Genomic DNA, 21,963 nt, shown 5'->3' with positions numbered 1-21,963 from the left:
GACGGCTTTTTTGCAGCATGGGCGACTACAAACGTACTCCCATACTGAAACTGCTCACTGAATATCAGTCAACGCTTTTGGCCCATACCGCCTGGGCGTTGGTGAATTCGCGCAGCCCGAAGTGGGACAGTTCGCGACCGTAGCCACTCTTCTTGACGCCGCCCACCGGGATCCGCGCGTTGGTGGCCGGGAATCCATTGATAAACACGCCGCCGGTCTCCAGACGCCGGGCGATGCGTTGCGCGCGCGGAATGTCCTGGGTCCACAGGCTGCCACCTAATCCATAGTCGCTTGTGTTGGCCAGCACGATGGCGTCTTCGGCATTGGCGGCAATGGTGATCGCGGCTACCGGACCGAAGGTTTCCTCATCGAATGCGGCCATGCCTGGCTTCACATCGGAAAGCACGGTGGGCGCGTAGAAATTGCCGGGGCCGTCGATCTTCTTCCCGCCCAGCAACAACGTCGCGCCGGCGGCAATGGTGCGTTGAACCTGACCGTCCAGCTCATCACGCAGATCAGCGCGGGCCATCGGGCCGACATTGATCGAGCTGTCCAGCGGATCGCCCACTTTCAGTTGCTCGACCGCCGCCACGAATTGACGGGTGAATTGCTCGGCGATCGGCGCCTCCAGAATGAAACGCTTGGCCGCCAGACAGACCTGGCCGGCGTTCTGGAAACGCGCTTCGACGGCGGCTTTCACCGCAAGGTCGATATTCGCGTCGGCCAGCACAATAAAGGCGTCCGAACCGCCCAGCTCCAGCAGGCTCTTCTTGAGCGCCTTGCCGGCGGTGGCTGCCACGGCAGAGCCTGCACGCATGCTGCCCGTCAGCGTCACGGCGGCGATGCGCGGGTCTTCAATGGTGCGGGCCACGGTGTCGTTGTCGGCAATAAGGTTGGTGAACAGCCCTTTTGGAAAGCCCGCTGCTTCATACGCTTCTTGCAGCGCGTAAGCCGAGCCCATGACGTTTGGCGCGTGCTTGAGCATGAAGCCATTGCCCGACAACATGATCGGCCCGGACGCCCGAATCACCTGCCACAGCGGGAAATTCCAGGGCATCACCGCCAGCACGGTGCCGATCGGCAGGAAGGACACGTGGACTTCGTCGTCGCTGCCTACATTGACCGGCTCGTCGGCAAGAATCGCCGGGCCGTTGTCGGCAATCCACTCGATGGTGGCGGCGCACTTCTCCACTTCACCACGAGCGGCCGCCAGGGTTTTGCCCATTTCAGCGGTGATCAGTGCGGCGAAGGATTCCGACCGCTCGCGCAGCGTGTCCGCCAGCCGGCGATAGGCCGCCACGCGCTCGCCCATCGGCGTGGCGCGCCACAGACGAAAGGCCGCAGCGTTCACATCCAGCAACTGCTCGACGTCAGTCTGGGTCTGGAAGGGGTAAGTGGCGATCAGCTCACCGGTGGCAGGGTTGCGTGACGTGGCGACGTATGCGGTGGAGATCGGGCTCAAGTCAGACATCGTGATTACCTCGTTGGCGGTCGGTGCAGCACAGGTGCGCTGCGATGACCGTCACTCTAGGCAAGCCCGAAAAAGCGAAGAAGGCGTGTTGTTATCCTATGACCGTGAGTCATAGGCAGTGTGGCGGGGAATGTAGGTCACCAGCGACAGGTCCGGCCGCCCTTCAGGCGTCAGCGCGACGTAGGTGAAATCGATGTGGCCGCTGATGGGGTGCAGCAAACGCTTGCGGCCCTCTTCGAAACCTTTGACCTCGGTGTCCTGCCACCACTCTTTGAACTCGGGGCTCAGGGCCGAGAGCTCTTCGATCAGGCTGTCGAACGGTGCCTTGTCCTGGGCCAGCGCACGCGATGCCCGAAACGCACTGATCATGCCCCGCGCCATCTGCTCCCAATCCAGAATGATGGTTCGGTACGGGATGTACAGAAACAGCAGACGCAGCGTGTTGCGCTCATGGGGCTGCAACAAACCGTAGTCGACGAACAGCTCGGCGATGGCGTCGTTCCACGCCAGAATGTCGAGGCGGGCGTTGCGCACATACGCCGGTATGGGGTTGATCGCGCGCACCAGCATTTCCAGGCCGGCGGTCACCCCGCCCCCGGTGTCGGCCACCGGCACCTCCAGTGCGGAAAGCGCGTACAGGTGCGCGGACTCCACACGATCAAGCTTGAGGACTTTGGATATCCGCTGGAGCGCGTCCGGCGAGGGCTGAATGTCGCGGCCCTGCTCAAGCCAGGTGTACCAACTGACGCTGACCCCGGCCAGCGCCGCGACTTCCTCGCGGCGCAATCCGGGCGTGCGCCGCGGCCCTTCCGGCAGCCCGAAGTCCTTCGGATCAAGGCGCGCCCGCCGGCTGGACAGGAAATTGCCGAACTCGCGGCGCTGCTCTATCGACGGTCTTTTTGCCATAACTCACTCGTGATCCATGCTGTCGTTGATCGCCGACAATCAGGCATCGTGGGTCAAGCTCTGGCGTGGGTCAAGCCGGTCAAGGTATCGGCGATGGCTTTGGTGCGCCGCGCCGTGCCTTCGGTGGCCTGGTTCGAGTGCTCCAGAGAGTCGAGCATTTCGCGAAGCGCGCCGACGCCGGTTGACTGGTCCTCGATCTGTTGCGCCACCCGCTGGATCTCGCTGGAGAGCAGGTCGATGTCGACGCCGATCTCCGCCGCGTTCTTACGGGTGATTTCCGCCAGCTTGCGCACTTCATCGGCAACCACGGCGAAACCTCTGCCCAAATCCCCAGCCCTTGCGGCTTCAATGGCGGCGTTGAGCGCCAGCAGATTGGTCTGCCCGGCGATCTGTTGAATCACCTGCACGATGGACTGGATGCGCAGGCTCGATTCCGCGAGGGCTCGTGCACCGACCACCGCTTCGTCTGCCTGGCTGACCAGCGCAACCACGGTATTGCCGGCGTTTGTCGAGACGGTATTTTGCTGGTCAATCGTACCGGCCAGATCGTCCATCGACAGGTGCAGCTCGCCGGAGTAATGCTTGATTTGCGTGGACATCTCTTCCTGCTGCTGCCCGGCCTGGGCAAGAACCCGCCCCAGTGCGGCGAGGCCTTCGAAGACAGGTAACACTTTGGTATCCAGCCCGCGTGTGTCCAGGGCGTTGTTGAAATCGTTGAGCTTGAACGCCTCGATCTGTTTAACGATGACGTGGTTCAAACCCACCATCTTCTTGAGCTGGCGGCGCAGGAAAAACGCTTTGAATTCGCCATAGTGAGCAATGAAATTATCCACGTACTCATCGGTGAACGAAGCGCCCTTCGCCACTCGGAAGAAAAAGATCGCCGTGAGCGTCTGGTTCAGGTTCAGGCCGAGAATTTCGCCGAAGGTCGAAAACCCCACCAGCGGCACGTCACCGAACAATCCGGTCATGCTGCCCAGATCCTTGCCGTTGTTGGCCCGACGCAAGATGCAGTCGTTGAGGATCGCCGCGACGGGCTGCCCGCCCTTGCCGCGCAGGAATTGCTCGTAATCCACGCGGGTGGCTTCGCGCAAAGGGGTGCGCTTGACCATCACCAGTTCCTCGCCGGGGGCCACGTCGCAGAACAGCTGAATGATTTGCTGTCCATGGTCGATGCGCGCGATGGAGCGCACGAACAACTCGCTGCCTACCCGGATGGCGAAGGAGTAATCCGCGAGGTTCTTTTCCAGGGCCTGAGCATCACAATCAAACGCGTTACACAGCGCCTGGACCATGCTCATGATGTTGCCCTTGCTGTCGATCACCTGGTCGATGGTACGGTCTTCGACGGAAGCGGTCAGAACACTGAAGGTCAATCCGGCAGGCTGGAAATTCTGACTTTTGAACACGCCGAAACGTACGTCGGCGGCTGTCTTGATGAAGACAATTTGCACATGATTCTGATAGCTGCGCTTGCCGTCGTGGATCAGCGTTTTCTTGAAATCCGACTTGCCACCGGCCGAGCCGCCGACAAACAGGCAGGGAAAGCGACCGGACTCGTAAAGCGCTTCCATGAAAAACGATTCGGACGCCGACAAGCCGTCGAACACGACATAAGCCAGGGTGTCGCGGTGGTCGATGGCCGTGCTGACCTGCGCACGCTTGATGTTGCTGATCAGTTTTTCAATGCGCTCACGCATCTCCATGCGCTTGCCGCCGCTGCGGATGTCTTCGCACTCCAGCGGCACCATCACCACTTCGGCTGAGGCAATCACGCTGCGCTCGAAGAGCTGAAGGACGATGCGGTCCCAGCGATCGCCGGTCGCACAGTACAAACCGGTCGCACTGTTGCACAACTCGCCTGACGTGGTGCACAAGCTCAGCGCACTGTCGGGGAAGCGCTGCTTGATGCGGGCGGCGATTTGGTCGATATCCAGATGAGGAGAGACGAAACCCGTTACCAGAACGGGAACCGAACGCACGCCTGCCAAGGCACCGTCCAGCTCGCCAGCGGTGCAGTTAATGCTGACCGCTTCCTGGCGATGGGCACGGGATCGATTGAAGAAGTTCAATGGGTTCATCACTTGGCTCACTCGGAAGGATCGCTGAGCGCATGGCTACATGCACGGCAGCTTTTCTCTGTATCGGCTGTGGGCGAGGAGACTGAAGCGCGGGGGTAGGCGTCGGTCGGTAAGGGCAGTGGTTAGCGCATCGGGCACGTCACGGATGGCCTCATCAACATTTGTTTTGAATTTGGCGGCCAACTCGCTTTTCCTGCTGTAGAGCAGCAGCACACGAGTTATAAATGGAATTCTGGAGACTGAACCAATTTTATTGTTTCATCGCGCAGGGACTTCCCACACGGAGACAACTCGCGATAGGCCAGCGCCAGCACATAGGGAACAGGAGTCCCTGGCCCTATGAGTTCTCGAACCTCGAGCCGGCCAGGTTGACGGCGGGCATAGCTGTTCGGCATGAGCGCCACACCGACCCCGCCGGCTACTAGTCCGGCGGTGGTCTGCATTTGGCGAGGCTTTTGTACTACCCGGGGAGTGAAACCTGCGGTCGCGCAAGCCGACAAAATGCGCGAATGCATGCCAGGGCCATGGTGCGCAGCGAACAGTATCCATGGTTGATCGGCCAACGCCGTCAGCGCTATGCACGCGTCGTGTGCCAAAGGATGGTCCTGCGGCAATACCGCCACCATCCGGTCTTCGAACAGTGGCTCGATGTGGATATTCCTCGGTTCCATGACCGGCAGCACCAGAATACCCAAATCAAGCCGGTCATCGCGCAGACCGTCCAGTTGTTCTGGCGGAGTAGCCTCTTGCAGCTGGATGTCGACGTTCGGGTTCTCAGCGTGGTAACGCCGCAGCAGTTCTGGGAGCAAGCCGTCGACGATACTGTCGACGAAGCTCAAGCGAATGGTTCCGATCATCCCCGCAGCAGAACGACGCGCCATCTCACACGCACGCTCGGCTTGCAACAAGGTCTGACGGGCCTCAACCAAAAATACAACACCTGCCGGGGTTAACTGAGTGGCACGCGTACTGCGCTGCAACAGCTGTACGCCAAGGCATTCTTCCAAGCGGCGAATCGCCACACTCAGGGGTGGCTGTGACATGTTCAAGCGCTGCGCGGCCTTGCGGAAATTCAGCGTTTCTGCCACCGCCACGTACTGGCGCATCAACCTCAAATCAATCATCCGATACCTTCTTAGTATCAATAAGCCATCAAAATAGTATGTTACATACTTATTTGACTTGGACATAATTGGTCATTGAAGACCAAAAGATCCGTTTCGGCCTGGTCCCTGAATAAAGGATTCTGTCTTGAACGCTCGTGATTATGGTGCAGCTGCACTGGCCGGTTTCATTGGCGGCAACGTTTCCAGCTTCATCAAGTGGGGTACAGAGATTCCTTTCCCCCCTCGCGCCCCAGATCGACCTCTGCCTCCTCTGGAAATGCTTGACTCCATCGGTATCGATGCTCAACAGCTCACTTACGAATATTCCCAGCACGTCATCAATTACGGAAGCGGCCTAATTCATCATGGATTTTCCATCGTCTTTGCCATGCTCTATTGCCTGCTCGTAATCAGGTATCCGCGTGCCGCCTTGTGGCAAGGCGTTGGCTTCGGTCTGTTGGTCACCGTTGGCTTTCACGGAGTGATCCTCCCGGTGTTTCACTGGGCGCCACCGCTCTGGGACCTTCCTCCAGAAGAGTGGATGTCTGAGACGGTCGGGCACCTGCTGTGGATGTGGGTAATCGAAGTCATACGGCGGGATTTGCTGCAACGCTGGTTGCCCCATCTAAAGTGAGAGTGAGATGCGCTGTGCCCTGGTTAATTCGGAACGTTTACATAGATGGAGTATTTTGATGAAACCTCTGTATCCACTAGCGTTGGCATGCGCAGCCGTATGCGCTGGTACAGGCAGCGCCAATGCCACTGTAGGGTCGGTATCCAAAGAGTCTTCGCAAACAACGACCAGCAATGGTCAACTTCAACCGCCTATTTCATATGCCACGCTGTGGGCCGACGAGAAAGGCGCTACCCATGTGGGCCACTGCCGCATTGAGGGCCTGGAATTCAAGAGCTATGCACCTCCGGCCGCGCCGCAATGGATCGGCGTCTCACCTGATGATATTGAGAGCATCGCCTACGCTGTGTTACCTCCCGGTTATGTCGGCAGCTGGCACCACGCGCCTGGGCCACAGTGGGTAATTACCCTGCAGGGCAAATGGTCTGTTGAAACCACCGACGGCACCGTGCTTGTCCAAGGTCCTGGGGAGATGCAGTTCAATGCCGACACCCGGTCTCGGCCTCGTCCTGATGACGAGCGTGTGGGCCACCTCACCCGTACGGTGGGTGATGAGCCCAATGTGCAACTAATTATCAAGTTGAAACCTGGTGCGGCTGACAAACGCACCAACGGCAGCTGTTCCTACTAATTTCATACAGACGCATGCCATGAACCCGACCTTGCGAAAACTTTTTATGTGCCCATCTTGGTGGCTACTGAGCAGTGCGCTTCTGACCGCCCCCCATGCAGGCGCAACCGGCGCGGTCGCACCTGTCCAGCAAGTCGTCTCCGACCCGGAGTTCAGCCAACTGGTTGCCGCCGGGGCTCGCGTCGAGCTGCTGACCGATCAAGCGAAGTGGGCCGAAGGCCCGCTTTGCCTAGCCGATGGCCGTTTCATATGGAGCGACATCAAATCCAACAAGGTCAACAACTGGCAGGTGAGGACTGGCGTGTCCACTTGGCTGGAACCGGCTGACTATCAAAATGGACATACACTTGACGGTCGAGGTCTTGTGGTCGCAGCCTCTCATGGCAAGCGCGGCATTGTGCGGCAGGAAAGTAACGGTGAGTGGCGTACGCTGGTAGATACCTACCAAGGTAAGCACTTAAACAGCCCGAACGATGTGGTGGCGGATAAAAACGGCAATTTATGGTTTTCGGATCCCACATTTGGGGTCCTAAGCAAGAGTGAAGGTAATGGCGGCACACCTGAGCAAGGCGGTGAGTTTCTATATCGCTACGGCCCGGACACCGGCCAGATCACCCGTCTCGACACGCCCGAAGTCCATTCGCCTAATGGCTTGGCCTTCTCGCCAGATCAGCAACTACTGTATGTGGCGGACTCTCAGTTGGCGCATGATTTCACCAACAAGAACCTCGCGCACCGCATCATGGTGTATCAGGTGCGCGATCGCCACCTGATCAACGGCAAGTTGTTCGCCAACATCGAGTCCGGCATTCCTGACGGTATCAAAGTGGACGCACTCGGGAACGTGTGGAGCAGCAGTAAAGAAGGGATTCAGGTGTTTTCGTCTGCGGGGAAGCTGCTGGGCAAACTGCTGGTGGATGCTAAGGACACGAGTAACCTGACGTTCTGCTCAAGTGCACAGGGAAGTTGGATTTATATTACTGCCGCCAACAATGTGCTCAGGGTAGAGGTGGCGAAGCGGGTTATCGGACACTAATGACTGTGTGTCTGACACGTTGATCCCGAGCGTTCACCAGCTGCAGCCATTTCAACGCCAGGCCGCCTCGGCCCAAAAAACCTTAAATCTCGCAGCAAGGGCAATGCAAAGTCTTTATGAATTCAACGACAAGCTACATAAAGCATACGCGTCGCGTTTATACGGCTTGAATATAGGAACATTGCGGCTGCAGGGCACTGGGCAGCGTGCGGTGCCGGCATTGTGAAACTCGCAATGCCGGCCGCAATAAGTGAAAGCAATTCTCACTAGAAACGTAGAACAATAAAGGCTGACCAATGCTGCCTGCCGCCGGTGTTAAAAAAAGAAAGAACATTAATGCATAGATGCTGGAGCAGATACCGCTCATCTACTTGTAGCGTAAAGCGATCTAGTTAACTTAATACCGACCGATATACACATTGTCCGGGCACACATCGTGATGCCCAAGTATTAATTAAGGCAGCAGAATGATAAGGGTTTTCGATAGCTTTTTTTACAATGCCAAGATCAAGCCCAAGCTGATTACCGGTTTTGGCCTGCTTATTGTGCTTTCGCTGGCGATAGCCTATGTAGGGTGGCAAGGCAACCAGTCGTTGAGCCGTCGATACGACAGGCTTGCTGACATAGCCAAACTCAATGAGTTGACTCGTGACTTAAAAATCGCCTATGCGGTAGCCAACAGTCAGCAACAATTTCAAGACGCTAATAACTGGCAAGAGACGGCAGAAAAACTCAGGGCTCACACCGCTTATTTACCTTCAGTATTCATCTCAGCAATAAACGCACCCTTGGTCACAAAAGCAAAAGAAGCTGCCAGTGATTATACAGACAGCCTTGCCCGTTATCTGAGCACCGCCAAGGTCCTTGAGGCGGAGCGCGCAACGCTGCGCTCGCTATATGAAGGTATGGTCCCTCCAGTGCAGACTTCATCTGCTGCGCCGACCGCGCCGACCGACAAAAATTCTGGCAATAGCTTAAATACTTTTCCGATGCGCTATGCCGAGATGCTCTCTGATTTGAGAGCTTATATAACGACCGCCAGCTCAGCCGATGAGCGCCGTCTTCGTGAGTCAATGAGAACTGTGCAAGCGGAGCTGGGGCAGACAAATGATGCGGGAGCAGCATCGCATATCCCTTCTGTGATCAATCCAGCTATAGCAGGGCTGGAGACGCAAGTACTGAAAATGTCGGACAGCCTGGATTCATTGACCCCGATTCGGCAGACCCTCGAAAGCGACTTGGAAAAGGTCTCGAAAGTCTGCGCCACCCTGTACATCAACCAAAATAACTTCCGCATGGCCGATGTGGCTTGGGTTGAACAGTCGCTAATTTTTTCTACGCTTCTGGCTTTTATCATGGGTGTCGCTGCAGCACTCATCCTCTATAAGCTCATTACAACGCCCTTGTTTAGACTTATTGCTTCAGTGCGACGCGTGGCGGCGGGTGACTTGACAGAGCGGGTGGATATAACGCGCCGTGATGAGTTTGGTCAAGTGCAAGTCGGCCTGCAAGAAATGACAGTCAATTTGAACGTTCTGGTGGCTGAATTGCGCGACGGCGTGACCCAAATCGCCAGCGCTGCCGAGGAGTTGTCTGTGGTAACTGACCAGACCAGCGCTGGTGTCACTGGACAGAAAGCTGAAACGGACATGGTTGCGGCTGCCATGCACGAGATGACGTCGGCGGTGAACGAGGTTGCCCGCAATGCGCAAGCCGGCTCGACCGCAGCGATCAGTGCGGCTAAAGAATCGAGGGATGGGGATCAGATTGTGAAAGGCGTTGTTGAGACGATGGCACAGTTGGCAGAAAAGATGACGGACTGCACAGGCGCCATGGAACATCTAAAACACCAAAGCAACCAAATCGGCGGAGTTTTGGTAGTCATAAAGTCTGTCGCTCAACAGACGAACCTGCTCGCTCTGAACGCAGCGATTGAAGCAGCTCGCGCAGGAGAGTTGGGTCGAGGATTTGCCGTAGTGGCGGAAGAAGTTAGAGGCCTGGCTCAGCGCACCCACACTTCTACAGAAGAGATAGAGCAACTTATTACGCAATTACATCAAAGCACTGAGGACGTAGCCACCATTCTGTATACCACCAGAACGCTCAGTCACAATAGCGTGGAACTCACTCACCAGGCGGGCGTATCGCTGAACCATATCAGTCACTCGGTCAGTTCTATTGAGGAAATGAACCAGCAGATTGCGGCAGCAGCAGAGCAACAGGCAACAGTGGCGGAAGATATTAACCGTAGCATCGTCAATGTCCGCGCCATCTCGGACCAGACGGCTGAAGCCAGTCACGAAACAGCAGCGTCCAGCGCCGAACTGGCTAGGTTAGGCGTTCACTTGCAAACACTGGTTTCACGATTCAAGCTATAGGAAATTTTTATATAAGGCATGAAATCGACGCCTCCTGCTGCTTATCACAGAAAATCGCTTTTTTTCCAGTTTATATCGTCAGAAAATTACCCGAGACAACGGTACAGGGGTCCATAGCAGCAGCTTAAGCAAGGGACCGCGGCCCTTAGTAGTCATTAACAACTTTTGAACTGGAAAGTTACCCATGGACAAACCAATAGAAACGAACCGACCCATCGATCCTGTTTGAACCTGAAGTAACGGCGTCGACAGATTTTTCCAACATCAAGAAGAACTTATATGAATAGCCTATCAAGCATGTCCAAAACCCTTAATATTCGTACCTCTGAATCGACGGCCATTGCCACAGTTTCGACCAAGAATGATAGCGAAACCGCAGTGGAGAGCAGCGAAACCAATCAGACGAAAGCCCCGGCTTCCGGCAGTACCGGAGACACTGGGAGTAGCAGCAATTCATCAAGTGCCATCGAGCAGTTGAAGAAGCAAATTGCCGAGCTGCAAAAGCAACTTCAGCAGCAACAGCAAGCCTTGGCTAAGGCGCAAGCAAGTCGGCAAGAAGAGCAAGCTAAAGCTGCGGCCGTTGGAGCAGCTCAATCACAAGTGGCGGCGACCTCTTCTGCTCTAGAGACAGCAACCGCCTCTTTGCTTCAACTGGTACAAAATTCCGGTGGAAGCACTTCAGGTTCGATGGTCAGTACGACAGCCTGAGAGGGACAGGTTCGCAAAGTGGCGTTCTTTACCTGTAGAACCCATACAGACAGGAGGCTTTCTCAGCCATTAGCCGCTACCGGGTGAGAAAACCCCGCCATTCCTACTGCCGCCGCCCAGCTCGACGTCTAGACTTGAGTGGTATTAGTTTTTCCATTGCCTCCCCCTCTGGAATGTGAGAGCGAGGGAGTTGGGAGTTTTTGATGGCCCATACGATTCTCTTAACTCCTCTTTCTGCAAAAAAGCACGATGTTGCCTCGGACCAATAGGTTGGGACGACGGAACCAAAGCGGATCAGTTGCCACTCAAGCGGTATAAAGTCCAGAACGGGTGACGTATGTCGATGAAAGTGGCAGGACCTGTCGATCAGGGCGTTGGCTTGCAAAGCAATGATTTTGGCTCGCCCCACGGGCGTTTCGCTGATCAACGGCAAGCGGGCGGAGGAATCGATTTCGGTAGTTCGCCCGGTGCCGGTGCGCAGTCGGTGAACTTCGGGGGACCCTCGCCGCACAACAGTGACAGCCGTGTGAATGCCAGCGAGCGCGCGGCCAATCCCATCGATCAAGACCTGGCGGCATCGGTACGTAATCTGGTCGAGCAGATCATGCAGGCGCTCGCACAGTTCATGCAGCAAAGTCGGGGCGATACGGGCGCATCTTCCCAAGGCAGTGGCAGTCCGCAAGGCAGGTCAGCGGCAGCCTCCGCCCCTGCTCAGCCGATGGCTGCGAACGTTGCGCCCCCACAGGCGGCTGCGACGCCAGGTGTCAGTCAGGCATCATCCGCCGCGCCTCACGCCTCCACATCTGCGCCAGACACTTCGACGGCATCCAGGCCCGCAACTGCGCCTGAGTCCGTAGGCAAGGCTGGCGCTGTGGGCGACGCGGCCACCGCTGGCAGTGGCCCTTACTCCCTCAATATCACCAACGCTCAAGACCACGCCATAAAGATTGGCCAGTTCGACAAAAACGAGAAGCTGGTCGGTGAGTTGTCACTGGAGCCTGGACAAAAAGGAACCATGAAGTACGAGGCAGACACAACGGGCCTGCTCAAACAGGCCGACGCGGACGGCAACTACAAACCTGATGCGAGCCGCCTTGAGTTCTATAACGGCTTCATCAACACCAGCGACATCGATGGCCGCAACGCTGCAATTCATGCGAGCGACGGCAAAGGATTTGAAGTCGGTGACAAGCAAAGTATCGCTGACAAAGCCCCAGACAGCATTACTTCCCTGGACTCGGCCGGGAACAAGACCATCGCCGGATGGTACGACGGGTCCACGGACAAGATGAAACAGGGGGGCGATTTCCTGACCAACGAGCTGGGCACTGGAATGACCTATCAGCATCCGAATGACGACACCCTGGGCCAAGGCAGCAACCCTATGCGGCACACTGACTCTATGTCCCTGGACGTGGTTTTCGGCAAGGCGTGAGGTGAACGCGAGGGGCGCTGAGTTATTGAGTCAGCCCCGGTCGGTACTTTCTGACAGGCAAAAAAAAATCTGGAAATCCGCATTTTCATGGGCCTTCCAGATTTTCGAAATGGTGGGTCGTGTGGGATTCGAACCTACGACCAATTGGTTAAAAGCCAACTGCTCTACCAACTGAGCTAACGACCCGCTTCGTTGTGGCGCGTATATTACTGATATTTCACAGTAATTCAACACCCAAGCGAAAATAATTTAAAAATAACGCGTCGGGTCCGCCACACCCGCCGCCGCGAAGCCCTCAGCGCGCAAGCGGCAGCTGTCGCATTTTCCGCACGCACGTCCCTGCTCGTCGGCCTGATAGCAGGAAACCGTCAACCCGTAATCCACACCCAGACGCGTACCGGTCTTGACGATATCGGCCTTGCTCAGCATCTGCAGCGGCGCCTGTATCGTGAAGCCCTTCCCTTCAACGCCAGCCTTGGTGGCGAGATTGGCCATGCGCTCGAATGACTCGACGAACTCCGGACGGCAATCCGGGTAGCCGGAGTAATCCACGGCGTTGACACCGATGAAGATGTCCCGAGCACCAAGCACTTCCGCCCAGCCCAGTGCCAGAGAGAGGAAGACGGTGTTACGCGCAGGGACGTACGTCACCGGTATGCCATCACCCGGCGTCTCGGGTACCGCGATGCTGCTGTCAGTCAGTGCAGACCCGCCGATGCCGTTCAGGTTGAGGCCGATGACCTTGTGTTCAACCACGCCCATATCGGCCGCTACACGCTCCGCCGCCTGCAGCTCGGCGCGATGCCGTTGGCCGTAGTCGAAGCTCATGGTGTAGCAGCTAAAGCCGTCGGCCTTGGCCATTGCCACCACGGTGGCCGAATCCAGCCCGCCGGACAGCAGGATTACCGCTCTTTTCTCAGTCATCGATTGCTCACTCATTCAGCGCCCCGGTTCGTCGTTCCAGAGGATTTTATGCAACTGCAATTGCAGGCGCACCGGGAGGTTGTCGGCAACGATCCAGTCGGCCAGGTCTCTGACGTTGAGATCGCGGTGGACAGGGGAAAACAGAACTTCGCCGGCGCGACGGTCCAGACCGTACTGAATGATCTTCGAAACGGCCCAGTCGTAATCTTCCCGCGAACAAATGACGAATTTGATCTGGTCGTTGGGCGTGAGCAGGTCGATATTTTCGTATCGGTTGCGCGCCACTTCTTTTGAACCCGGGGTTTTCAGATCGACGACACGGCTGACGCGCGGATCAACCTTCGAGATGTCCAGCGCGCCGCTGGTTTCCAGAGAAACCTCGTAGCCCGCGTCACACAGCCGCTGAAGCAAAGGAATGGCGTTCGGCTGAGCAAGGGGCTCGCCGCCCGTGACGCAGACATAGCGCGGGCGATAGCTGGCCACCTGCTCCATCAACGAGTCGAGGGTCTGGATTGTTCCGCCAGTGAAGGCGTATTCGCTGTCGCAGTAACCGCAACGCAACGGGCAGCCGGTGAGTCGCACGAAAACGGTAGGCAAGCCTGCCGTGCGTGTCTCACCCTGCAGAGAGTAGAAAACTTCGGTGATACGTAATGTGTCTTGCATAGGGGCCACGGGCGTAACGGCTAAACAGGCCATCCGCCTCCGTCAGGCACTTCTGTCCACCCTGCGCACGCAGAATCCACAGAAGCGTAATCAATACCGGAATTTCGGGGGCGGAATTCTAACGAAGAAAGCCGCGCAATGCGCGGCTTTCTTGAATCAGCGGTCAGATTGACAGGCAATCAGAGACGCTGGAGGTCCCGTTGAGCCAGCTGAGCAGCTGAAGTGCCAGGATACTGAGCAACGACTTGCTGAAGGATGCCCTTCACTTTGTCGGTGTGACCCAGACGACGTTCGACGTCCGCCAGCTTGTACAAGGAGTCAGGCACTTTGGCGTGCTTTGGGTAAAGCTGACTGACCTTTGCAAAGGCTTGGCCGGCACCTTGAAGGTCGCCCTTGGCCAGATTCACTTCGCCCAGCCAGTATTGAGCATTGCCCGCGTACTGGCTGTTCGGGTATTTGCGCAGGAATGCCGCAAACGCCTGGCTGGCCTTGTCGAAATCCTTCGCCTTGATCAAGTCGAAAGCAGCGTCGTAATAGAGCTTTTCTTTCGCTGGGTCACCGGGCTCGCTGCTCGCCTGAGGCGCTTGAGCGGCTTGTGACGCGGGTGCTCCGCCGGCATTGGTGCCGCCGTCGGACGCAGAATTGTTGGCAGGTGATGCGGCAGATGCGCCGCCAGCTCCTATACGGGAGTCAAGATCTTTGTAGCGATCCAGCGCTTCTTGTTTCATCTGCTGGATATCGTTTTGCTGAACTTCGACTATTCCGCGCAAGCGCGAAATTTCGTCCTGCATTTGCTGCAATTGCATGAAAAGCTGACCTTGCGCCGAAGGGGCGGCCGTAGCCGCGCCTCCGGCGTAGGCGCCAGACGTACCATAACCCGATGGCGGATAACTGCTACCAGCAGAGCCAGAGTTGTCATCGACCACAGGAACCGCACCCATCGCTGCAAGAGGAAGGGTGAGAGCCAAAACGGTTAAAGCACGTCGGCACGTTCGCATGTCAAATTACTTACGCAGTTCGACGCGACGGTTTTGAGCCCACGATTGCTCGTCGTTACCGGTAGCAACAGGACGCTCTTCACCGTAGGAAACGAGTTCCAGCTGAGCTGGCGAAACGCCTTGCAGAACCAGGTAGCGTTGAACGGCTTTCGCACGACGCTCGCCCAGTGCCAGGTTGTATTCGCGAGTACCGCGTTCGTCGGTGTTGCCTTCCAGAACTACGCGAGCGCCGTTGGCTTTCAGGTCTTTGGCGTGAACGTCCAGAGCGCGCATGGCTTCTGGTTTCAGGTCAGAACTGTCGTATTCGAAGTAGAAAGTGGTGATAGCGCGCAGAGCAGCTTCTTCGCTCAGGCTGCCATCAACAGCGCCAGAGTTAGCGCCGTAACCAGCGTTAGGATCAACAGCAGCGCCGCCAGCACCGGCATTGTCGCCGCCTTTGGACGAGCAACCTACAGCTACAGCCATGGCCAGAGCCAGCGCAGCAAATTTACCAAACTTCAGCATTTCCATCGTAAAACTCCTAATGAACCCCAAGTGTGTTAAGTACAACGTAAAGCGCCGCGTCAGTTCAGGTAAGGGGACCAGGAAGGTTCTCTGACTTCGCCTTGAGCGGTAGGAAGCGGGAGCCTTACGCGTCCATTAATGGACACGAGCATCAAGACTCCCCGGCCCTGCTGGCGGGTGGCGTAGATTACCATGGTGCCGTTAGGCGCAACAGTAGGCGACTCATCAAGGTTGCTGTCTGTGAGGATTTTTACGCTACCGCGCTGCAAATCCTGAGCTGCCACCTTGAAGTTGGTGAAGCCATCTTGACGATGGATCATCACCAGAGTCTTTTCGTCCGCCGATAACTTAGGGTTGGCATTGTAGTTACCGATGAAAGTAACGCGCTCTGCCCCTCCGCCATTAATATTGGTTTTATAAATTTGTGGCTTGCCGCCGCGGTCAGACGTGAAATAAAGCGTGGAGCCGTCTTTACCGAAGAACGGTTCTGTATCAATGGAAGAATCGTTGGTCACTCGCGACAATTGACGCGACGCCAGATTCATCACATAGATTTCCGGGTTGCCATCTTTCGACAGCACCATCGCCAGCTTAGTGCCGTCCGGGGACCACGCAGGCGCGCCGTTCAGGCCTTCGAAGTTGGTGATCTGCTCGCGACGACCGGTGTCGATGTGCTGAACGAAGATTCGTGGACGCTTTTGTTCAAACGACACATAGGCAATACGCTTGCCGTCCGGCGCAAAGCGAGGCGACAGAATCGGCTCGCGGGATTGCAGCAACGTCACCGCGCGGGCGCCGTCGTAGTCCGAACGCTGCAGGGTGTAGCGCGTGTTGTCAGTCGAAAAACGTTCGGCCGTCACGTACAACATGCGGGTCGAAAACGCGCCCTTGATGCCGGTCAGCTTCTCGAACGACTGGTCGGCAATATAGTGCGACATGTCACGCAGCTGGTCGGCGGTGCCCGAAACGTTGCCGGTCAGAACCTGTTGCTCGGTGGCCACGTTGAACAGCGCGTATTGAACCTGAAGGCGACCGCCCGAAGGCACGATGCTGCCGACCATGACGTACTGGGCACCCAGCGCTTTCCAGTCACGGAAGATGACTTCGCTGGCCTGGCTCGGCTGGCTGATCATGTTTTCCTTTGGAATCGGCGAGTAGTAGCCCGAGTTCTGCAGGTCGTTGCCAATAATCTTTGCCATGTCTTCCGGCAGTACGCTGCCGCCCTGCAGGCCAAACGGCACGACTGCGATAGGCGTGGCGCGGTCACTGCCGCTTGTTACCAGAATGTTCTTTTCGTCGGCAGCGGCGAAACCCGCTGCGCAACACAGAACGACAAGCATTCCTCGAAGAAGGTTAATCACAAGGCTAGGTCCTCAGGTGTGAATGTCATCTTGAATGAACGGTAAGGTGCGAAGTCCGAAGGCTTCATCCCCTGCATCTCTGTCAAACGACCAATATTCTTGACCGCCGCTACTGCTGAACTGTCGAAAGGACCATCGCCGCTGGATTTGCTCACGTTGACCGAAGTCACGGTGCCGTCCGGCAACATGTTGATCTGCAATACGACTGTCATGCCCTTGCGCGCAGAAGGAGGACGAGCCCAGCCTTCAGCCGCCCGAGAGCGAATCAAGTCATCGAAGCTACCGGCCACTTCGTCGCCACGCTCATCGGCCAGCGCCTGTTGGCGTTCCGGCTTGTCGGAAAGCAGGTCGGCCAATGCTTGCGCCTTCTTGTCTTCCGCTGATTTGCGAGCAGCGTCCTGGGCCTTCTTCTTCGCGTCCTCGGTCGACTTCTTCTTGGCATCCTCAGCCGCTTTTTTCTTCGCGTCTTCGGCAGCCTTTTTCTTGGCGTCGTCTGCAGCCTGCTTCTTCGCGTCCTCGGCAGCCTGTTTCTTGGCTTCCTCCGCGGCCGCGCGCTTGGCGTCTTCCTCGGCTTTCTTCTTCGCGTCGTCTTCGGCTTTCTTCTTGGCTATATCAGCCAATTGTTTCTCTTCAGCGGTTTTCTTCGCGTCATCCGCCTTTTTGGCTTCGGCCTTCTTGGCGTCGTCTGCAGCTTTTTTAGCGTCATCGGCTTTTTTGGCGTCGTCAGCTTTCTTCGCCTCTTCAGCCTTTTGCTCTTCGGCTTTTTGAGCGGCATCGGCTTTCTTTTGTTCCGCCGCCTTCACCGCCTCTTGCTCAACTTTTTTCTGCTCCATCTGCTCGACTTCGGTTTGTCGCGCAGCGGATTTCTTCGCCTCACCGGCAAGCTTCTGGTTGGTCTGAGTAGTTGCCTGACTTTTTGATTTCAACTGATAGAGCGTGGCCTGAACGATCGGCCTGGCTTCAGGAAGCTCGGGCGTCATTGCGAAGCTGACGAACAACAAACCAAAAATCAGGACGTGCAGTCCCACCGCCCAGACGGACGGCCAGAAGTAGCTTTCCGAGGCAGACGGCTCTCGAATCGGCTGCATCAGGGGGCCTCGGTAATCAAACCAACGTTCCCGACCCCGGCCTTCTGCAACCCGCCCATGGTGCCCATCACGGCGCCGTAGTCGACCGTCTTGTCGCCACGGATGAACACTTGAGTCTGCTTGCCCGCGTCACGACCGGCCGCAATGATTTTGGTCACTGCGCTGGTCAGTTGCGGCAAGGTCATCGCCTTGTCCATTTGCTTATCGGTGTCGACTTCGCTGCCAAGGTTCCAGTAATAGGTCTTGTCAGCCTTGATCGAGATCGTCAGGACCTGATTGTTGTTGTCCTGCGGCAAAGCCTCGCTGGAGACCTTGGGCAGATCAACTTTCACGCCCTGGTTGATCATCGGAGCCGTCACCATGAAGATGACCAGCAGCACCAGCATCACGTCGATGTAAGGCACCACGTTCATTTCGGCGACCGGCTTGCGCTTGTTGCGTCGGCCGCGAGCGATTAAAGCCATTGGGAAATACCTGCTTATTCTTCGCTGGTGTGCACTTTACGGTGCAGGATCGCCTGGAACTCGTCGGCGAATGTGTAGTAACGACCGATCAGGTTCTCGCCACGAGCGGCGAAACGGTTGTAAGCGATGACCGCGGGGATCGCAGCGAACAGGCCGATGGCGGTGGCGATCAACGCTTCGGCGATACCCGGTGCAACGGTGGCCAGCGTGGCTTGCTGCGCAGTGGCCAGACCGCGGAAGGAGTTCATGATCCCCCAGACGGTACCGAACAGGCCGACGTATGGGCTGGTAGAGCCCACGGTTGCCAGGAATGGCAGGCTCTGCTCGAGCTTTTCTTCTTCACGGGAGATGGCAACGCGCATGGCACGTGCAACACCTTCCATGACGGCGTCTGGATCGACGCCAGCCTGCTGACGCAGACGGGAAAATTCCTTGAAGCCCGCGCGGAAGATCTGCTCAACGCCTGAGTCCGGATCCGGATTACTGCCAGCCTGACGGTAAAGCTTGGACAAATCGATGCCTGACCAGAAGCGCTCCTCAAAGCTCTCCAGTGCCCGACGACCGGCGCGCAGCATGGCGCTGCGCTGGAAAATCATGATCCACGAGGTGACCGAGGCGGCCACCAGGATCAGCATCACCAACTGCACAACCACGCTGGCATTGCTGACCAAACTCCACATGGAGGAATGGTCGACGACGTTAGCTTCCACGCTGTATCTCCTGCTCTGAATGTGTACCCGCGCCGCCCTGCCCGGCAAAGGCCGTGCGCAGAGCTTCGGGAATGGCCCGGGGTTTCAAACTGTCGGCGCGCACACACGCCACCAAAAACTGCCCTTCGCAGAGCAGCACATCATCCGCAGCCCGCCTGACCTGTTGCTGAAAGCGCAGGCTGGCGCGGTTCAATTCGATTACTTCGGCGCTGATCAGTAGTTCGTCGTCCAGCCGCGCGGGCTTATGGTAGCGAGCCTCGCTTGAATGCACGACGAACAACAGGTTCTCGATACCCGCCATTGCGGATTGGGCAAAGCCCAGCTCCCGCAGTCGCTCGGTTCGAGCCCGCTCCATGAATTTCAGGTAATTGACGTAATAAACGATGCCGCCGGCATCGGTGTCCTCGTAATAAACGCGACAACGATGTGCGAACGACTGAGCCCCGTTTTGCGCGCGCATACTCTAGTGCTTACTCCTCAGGTTGCCAATCCGGCCAGGCAACTGTTTTTCATCGTTTTTACTGCCTGCGTCACATCACTCTGCGGTGACTGCCCTTCAGACCCTCAATCACCCGAATAAATCGGTCAATTGTGCATTTATTCGTCAGGGTCTTCGACCGGTTCATCCAGCACCGCCCGGTCGCCCATCCGCGAGGGGATGTTCAGGCCGAAGTGCAGATACGCATGCCGCGTGACCATGCGTCCGCGAGGTGTGCGCATCATATAGCCTTGCTGAATCAAATAGGGCTCCAGCACGTCCTCAATTGTGTGTCGTTCTTCGCTGATGGCGGCCGCAAGGTTATCCACCCCGACCGGCCCGCCATCGAACTTCTCGATCATCGTCAGCAGCAAGCGCCGGTCCTGATGATCAAAACCGCGTTCGTCGACATCCAGCAGGTTCAGTGCGAGATCGGCAATCGCCTTGGTAATCTCGCCCTTGGCGCGTACCTCGGCGAAATCGCGCACCCGACGCAGCAACCGGTTGGCAATCCGTGGCGTTCCCCGTGCACGGCGGGCAATCTCGAATGCGCCTTCGTCTTCGATGTACAGCCCGAGAATTTTTGCCGAACGTGACACGATCGTGGCCAGGTCCGCAGTGCTGTAGAACTCAAGACGCTGCACGATTCCGAATCGGTCACGCAGTGGATTGGTCAGCATGCCCGCGCGAGTGGTCGCACCCACCAGCGTGAACGGCGGCAGATCGAGCTTGATGGAGCGCGCCGCAGGGCCTTCACCGATCATGATGTCCAACTGGAAATCTTCCATTGCCGGGTACAGCACTTCCTCGACAATGGGTGACAGACGGTGGATTTCATCGATGAACAGCACATCGTGCGGCTCTAGATTGGTGAGAATCGCCGCAAGATCACCCGGCCGCTCGAGCACGGGGCCCGAGGTGCTCTTGATCGACACGCCCATTTCCTGAGCGATGATGTGCGCCAGCGTGGTTTTACCCAGGCCCGGCGGACCGAAAATCAGCGTGTGGTCCAACGCCTCACTGCGCCCGCGCGCCGCCTGGATGAACAGCTCCATCTGCTCACGCACGGTGGGCTGACCGATGTAGTCGGCCAGACTCAGCGGCCGGATCGCACGGTCCAGTTGCTCGTCACGGTCACGCCCGGTGGCGGCGATCAGACGGTCGGCATCTATCACTTACAGCATCCCCTTCAGTGCGCGGCGAATGAGGTCTTCGCTGCTGAGATTCTTGTCTTTTATCGCGGTCACCGCCTTGCTTGCCTCCTGGGGTTTGTAGCCCAGGGAAATCAAGGCGCTGACGGCATCCGACTCGGCTGTCGCCACTGCAATCGGCGCGCCCGGCCCGTCCGACACCAGGGCGAAGGTGCCCGGCAACGAATCCCACGCCTTGAAGCGATCCTTCAGCTCGACCAACAGACGCTCGGCGGTCTTCTTGCCAACGCCCGGGACGCGGGTCAGCGCAGAAGTATCCTGCGCCTGGACACAGCGTACCAATTCGTCGACTTCCAGCGTCGACATCAGGGCCAACGCCAGTTTCGGTCCGACGCCGTTCAGGCGAATCAGCTCGCGGAACATCTCGCGGTCACGCTTTTCGTAGAACCCGAACAGCAGGTGCGCGTCCTCGCGGACCACCAGATGGATATGCAGCGTCACGGTTTCGCCCAGATGAGGCAGGCGATAAAGCGTGGTCATGGGCACTTCGACTTCGTAACCCACGCCGTTGACATCCAGTACCAGATGCGGCGGCTGCTTCTCGACCAACGTACCGCGTAGACGTCCAATCACGACTCAAATCCTTTCCAGATGCCCGTCTCTGCGACGGGCCGTGCTAACGCAAATATTGCCATCAGAGCCGCAGACGACCGCCACGACTGCGCGCGGTATTGAGGCCGTGAGGGATGAGGCTGGACCGGGTATGCGCGTGACACATGGCAATCGCCAGTGCATCCGACGCATCCACCTGAGGCTTGGTGGTCAGCTTGAGCAGATGCATGACCATCATCATCACCTGATCCTTGTTGGCGCCGCCGGTTCCGGCGACGGCCTGCTTGACCTGAGTCGCGGTGTACTCGGCGATCTCCAGCCCCTCTTCGGCACCCGCAACAATCGCCGCACCGCGGGCCTGACCCAGCTTCAAAGCCGAGTCCGGGTTGCGCGCCATGAACACTTTTTCAATGCCCATCGTCACCGGGCCGTACGTCTGAATGACTTCGCGCACGCCGCGGTACACGATCTGCAGCCGTTCATGGAGCAAGCCGGTGCCGGTGCGAATGCAGCCCGAGGCCACGTACTCGCAGCCGCGCCCGGTATCACGCACCACGCCAAAGCCGGTAATTCGTGAACCGGGGTCGATACCTAAAATAAGAGTCATAACGCCTGCAGCTTGAG

22 protein-coding genes, 1 tRNA gene and 1 pseudogene are annotated in these 21,963 nt (G+C 57.4%); 7 read left to right on the top strand and 17 right to left on the bottom strand.

Annotation, left to right across the window (positions count from 1 at the left end; translation table 11 throughout):
• Positions 1–64: 64 nt before the first annotated feature.
• The 4 genes from EC919_RS08080 to EC919_RS08065 form a co-directional block, all read right to left on the bottom strand.
• Positions 65–1,462: an NAD-dependent succinate-semialdehyde dehydrogenase gene (locus tag EC919_RS08080; protein ID WP_208294966.1), complete on the bottom strand. Its 1,398-nt coding sequence runs from the start codon at positions 1,460–1,462 to the stop codon at positions 65–67.
• A 105-nt stretch (positions 1,463–1,567) separates the two neighbouring features.
• Positions 1,568–2,377: a helix-turn-helix transcriptional regulator gene (locus tag EC919_RS08075; RefSeq protein WP_133772835.1), complete on the bottom strand. Its 810-nt coding sequence runs from the start codon at positions 2,375–2,377 to the stop codon at positions 1,568–1,570.
• 53 nt (positions 2,378–2,430) lie between these two features.
• Positions 2,431–4,458 (bottom strand): FIST N-terminal domain-containing protein, encoded by a 2,028-nt coding sequence (locus EC919_RS08070; RefSeq protein ID WP_133772833.1) that lies wholly within the window; start codon positions 4,456–4,458, stop codon positions 2,431–2,433.
• A 218-nt stretch (positions 4,459–4,676) separates the two neighbouring features.
• A complete protein-coding gene (locus tag EC919_RS08065; RefSeq protein ID WP_243842221.1) occupies positions 4,677–5,648 on the bottom strand; it encodes a LysR family transcriptional regulator in 972 nt (323 codons plus the stop codon).
• 61 nt (positions 5,649–5,709) lie between these two features.
• Between EC919_RS08065 and EC919_RS08060 the strand changes: the two genes are divergently transcribed.
• The 7 genes and pseudogenes from EC919_RS08060 to EC919_RS08035 all read left to right on the top strand — a co-directional run bounded on the left by EC919_RS08060 (position 5,710) and on the right by EC919_RS08035 (position 12,386).
• Entirely contained in the window at positions 5,710–6,198 is a 489-nt protein-coding gene (locus tag EC919_RS08060; protein ID WP_133772831.1) for a YagU family protein, read from the top strand.
• A 58-nt stretch (positions 6,199–6,256) separates the two neighbouring features.
• Complete coding sequence (locus EC919_RS08055) at positions 6,257–6,829, top strand: hypothetical protein (RefSeq protein WP_133772829.1); 573 nt, start codon at positions 6,257–6,259, stop codon at positions 6,827–6,829.
• A gap of 19 nt (positions 6,830–6,848) precedes the next feature.
• The gene (locus EC919_RS08050) at positions 6,849–7,865 is read left to right on the top strand and encodes an SMP-30/gluconolactonase/LRE family protein (RefSeq protein ID WP_133772828.1); all 1,017 of its coding nucleotides are present in this window, start codon (positions 6,849–6,851) and stop codon (positions 7,863–7,865) included.
• Between the two features lie 467 nt (positions 7,866–8,332).
• A pseudogene (locus EC919_RS27795) lies at positions 8,333–9,382 on the top strand (HAMP domain-containing protein); the annotation flags it as partial.
• The gene (locus tag EC919_RS27790; protein WP_432213803.1) at positions 9,380–10,243 is read left to right on the top strand and encodes a methyl-accepting chemotaxis protein; all 864 of its coding nucleotides are present in this window, start codon (positions 9,380–9,382) and stop codon (positions 10,241–10,243) included. The pseudogene EC919_RS27795 and the gene EC919_RS27790, both read left to right, overlap by 3 nt.
• A gap of 279 nt (positions 10,244–10,522) precedes the next feature.
• A complete protein-coding gene (locus EC919_RS08040; protein ID WP_133772824.1) occupies positions 10,523–10,951 on the top strand; it encodes a hypothetical protein in 429 nt (142 codons plus the stop codon).
• Between the two features lie 526 nt (positions 10,952–11,477).
• On the top strand, positions 11,478–12,386 hold the full coding sequence (locus EC919_RS08035; RefSeq protein WP_133772822.1) for a hypothetical protein: 909 nt from the start codon (positions 11,478–11,480) through the stop codon (positions 12,384–12,386).
• A 110-nt stretch (positions 12,387–12,496) separates the two neighbouring features.
• Here EC919_RS08035 and EC919_RS08030 read toward each other — a convergent pair.
• The 13 genes from EC919_RS08030 to ruvC all read right to left on the bottom strand — a co-directional run bounded on the left by EC919_RS08030 (position 12,497) and on the right by ruvC (position 21,946).
• Positions 12,497–12,572 (bottom strand) — tRNA-Lys (locus EC919_RS08030).
• 63 nt (positions 12,573–12,635) lie between these two features.
• Entirely contained in the window at positions 12,636–13,310 is a 675-nt protein-coding gene (gene queC / locus EC919_RS08025; protein ID WP_166650506.1) for a 7-cyano-7-deazaguanine synthase QueC, read from the bottom strand.
• A gap of 15 nt (positions 13,311–13,325) precedes the next feature.
• Positions 13,326–13,973 (bottom strand): 7-carboxy-7-deazaguanine synthase QueE, encoded by a 648-nt coding sequence (gene queE, locus EC919_RS08020; protein WP_065989715.1) that lies wholly within the window; start codon positions 13,971–13,973, stop codon positions 13,326–13,328.
• A gap of 179 nt (positions 13,974–14,152) precedes the next feature.
• Positions 14,153–14,971, bottom strand: a complete 819-nt coding sequence (gene ybgF / locus EC919_RS08015) for a tol-pal system protein YbgF (RefSeq protein ID WP_133772817.1) — start codon at positions 14,969–14,971, stop codon at positions 14,153–14,155.
• 6 nt (positions 14,972–14,977) lie between these two features.
• Positions 14,978–15,481 carry a peptidoglycan-associated lipoprotein Pal gene (gene pal, locus EC919_RS08010; RefSeq protein WP_065989719.1) on the bottom strand — a complete coding sequence of 168 codons (504 nt, stop codon included), beginning with the start codon at positions 15,479–15,481 and terminating at the stop codon, positions 14,978–14,980.
• A 53-nt stretch (positions 15,482–15,534) separates the two neighbouring features.
• Positions 15,535–16,815, bottom strand: coding sequence for a Tol-Pal system beta propeller repeat protein TolB (gene tolB, locus EC919_RS08005; RefSeq protein ID WP_205902582.1), 1,281 nt, complete (start codon positions 16,813–16,815; stop codon positions 15,535–15,537).
• Between the two features lie 17 nt (positions 16,816–16,832).
• Positions 16,833–17,924: a cell envelope integrity protein TolA gene (tolA, locus tag EC919_RS08000; RefSeq protein WP_133772815.1), complete on the bottom strand. Its 1,092-nt coding sequence runs from the start codon at positions 17,922–17,924 to the stop codon at positions 16,833–16,835.
• A complete protein-coding gene (gene tolR, locus EC919_RS07995) occupies positions 17,924–18,388 on the bottom strand; it encodes a protein TolR (RefSeq protein WP_037014073.1) in 465 nt (154 codons plus the stop codon). Before tolR ends, tolA begins: the two co-directional genes overlap by 1 nt.
• 14 nt (positions 18,389–18,402) lie before the next feature.
• Positions 18,403–19,098, bottom strand: a complete 696-nt coding sequence (gene tolQ, locus EC919_RS07990; protein WP_133772813.1) for a protein TolQ — start codon at positions 19,096–19,098, stop codon at positions 18,403–18,405.
• Complete coding sequence (gene ybgC, locus EC919_RS07985) at positions 19,088–19,558, bottom strand: tol-pal system-associated acyl-CoA thioesterase (protein ID WP_074893268.1); 471 nt, start codon at positions 19,556–19,558, stop codon at positions 19,088–19,090. The genes tolQ and ybgC overlap by 11 nt, the downstream gene beginning before the upstream one ends.
• A 137-nt stretch (positions 19,559–19,695) precedes the next feature.
• Positions 19,696–20,751: a Holliday junction branch migration DNA helicase RuvB gene (gene ruvB, locus EC919_RS07980; RefSeq protein WP_074893270.1), complete on the bottom strand. Its 1,056-nt coding sequence runs from the start codon at positions 20,749–20,751 to the stop codon at positions 19,696–19,698.
• Complete coding sequence (gene ruvA / locus EC919_RS07975; protein WP_074893272.1) at positions 20,752–21,360, bottom strand: Holliday junction branch migration protein RuvA; 609 nt, start codon at positions 21,358–21,360, stop codon at positions 20,752–20,754. It abuts the gene before it with no gap.
• A 61-nt stretch (positions 21,361–21,421) separates the two neighbouring features.
• Complete coding sequence (gene ruvC, locus EC919_RS07970) at positions 21,422–21,946, bottom strand: crossover junction endodeoxyribonuclease RuvC (RefSeq protein ID WP_065989739.1); 525 nt, start codon at positions 21,944–21,946, stop codon at positions 21,422–21,424.
• Positions 21,947–21,963 lie beyond the last annotated feature (17 nt).

The organism is Pseudomonas graminis (assembly GCF_004364335.1).
GTDB classification, from domain to species: domain Bacteria; phylum Pseudomonadota; class Gammaproteobacteria; order Pseudomonadales; family Pseudomonadaceae; genus Aquipseudomonas; species Aquipseudomonas graminis_D.
The sequence above is the reverse complement of the archived record's forward strand: the minus strand, read 5'-3'. Positions and strand labels throughout refer to the sequence as shown.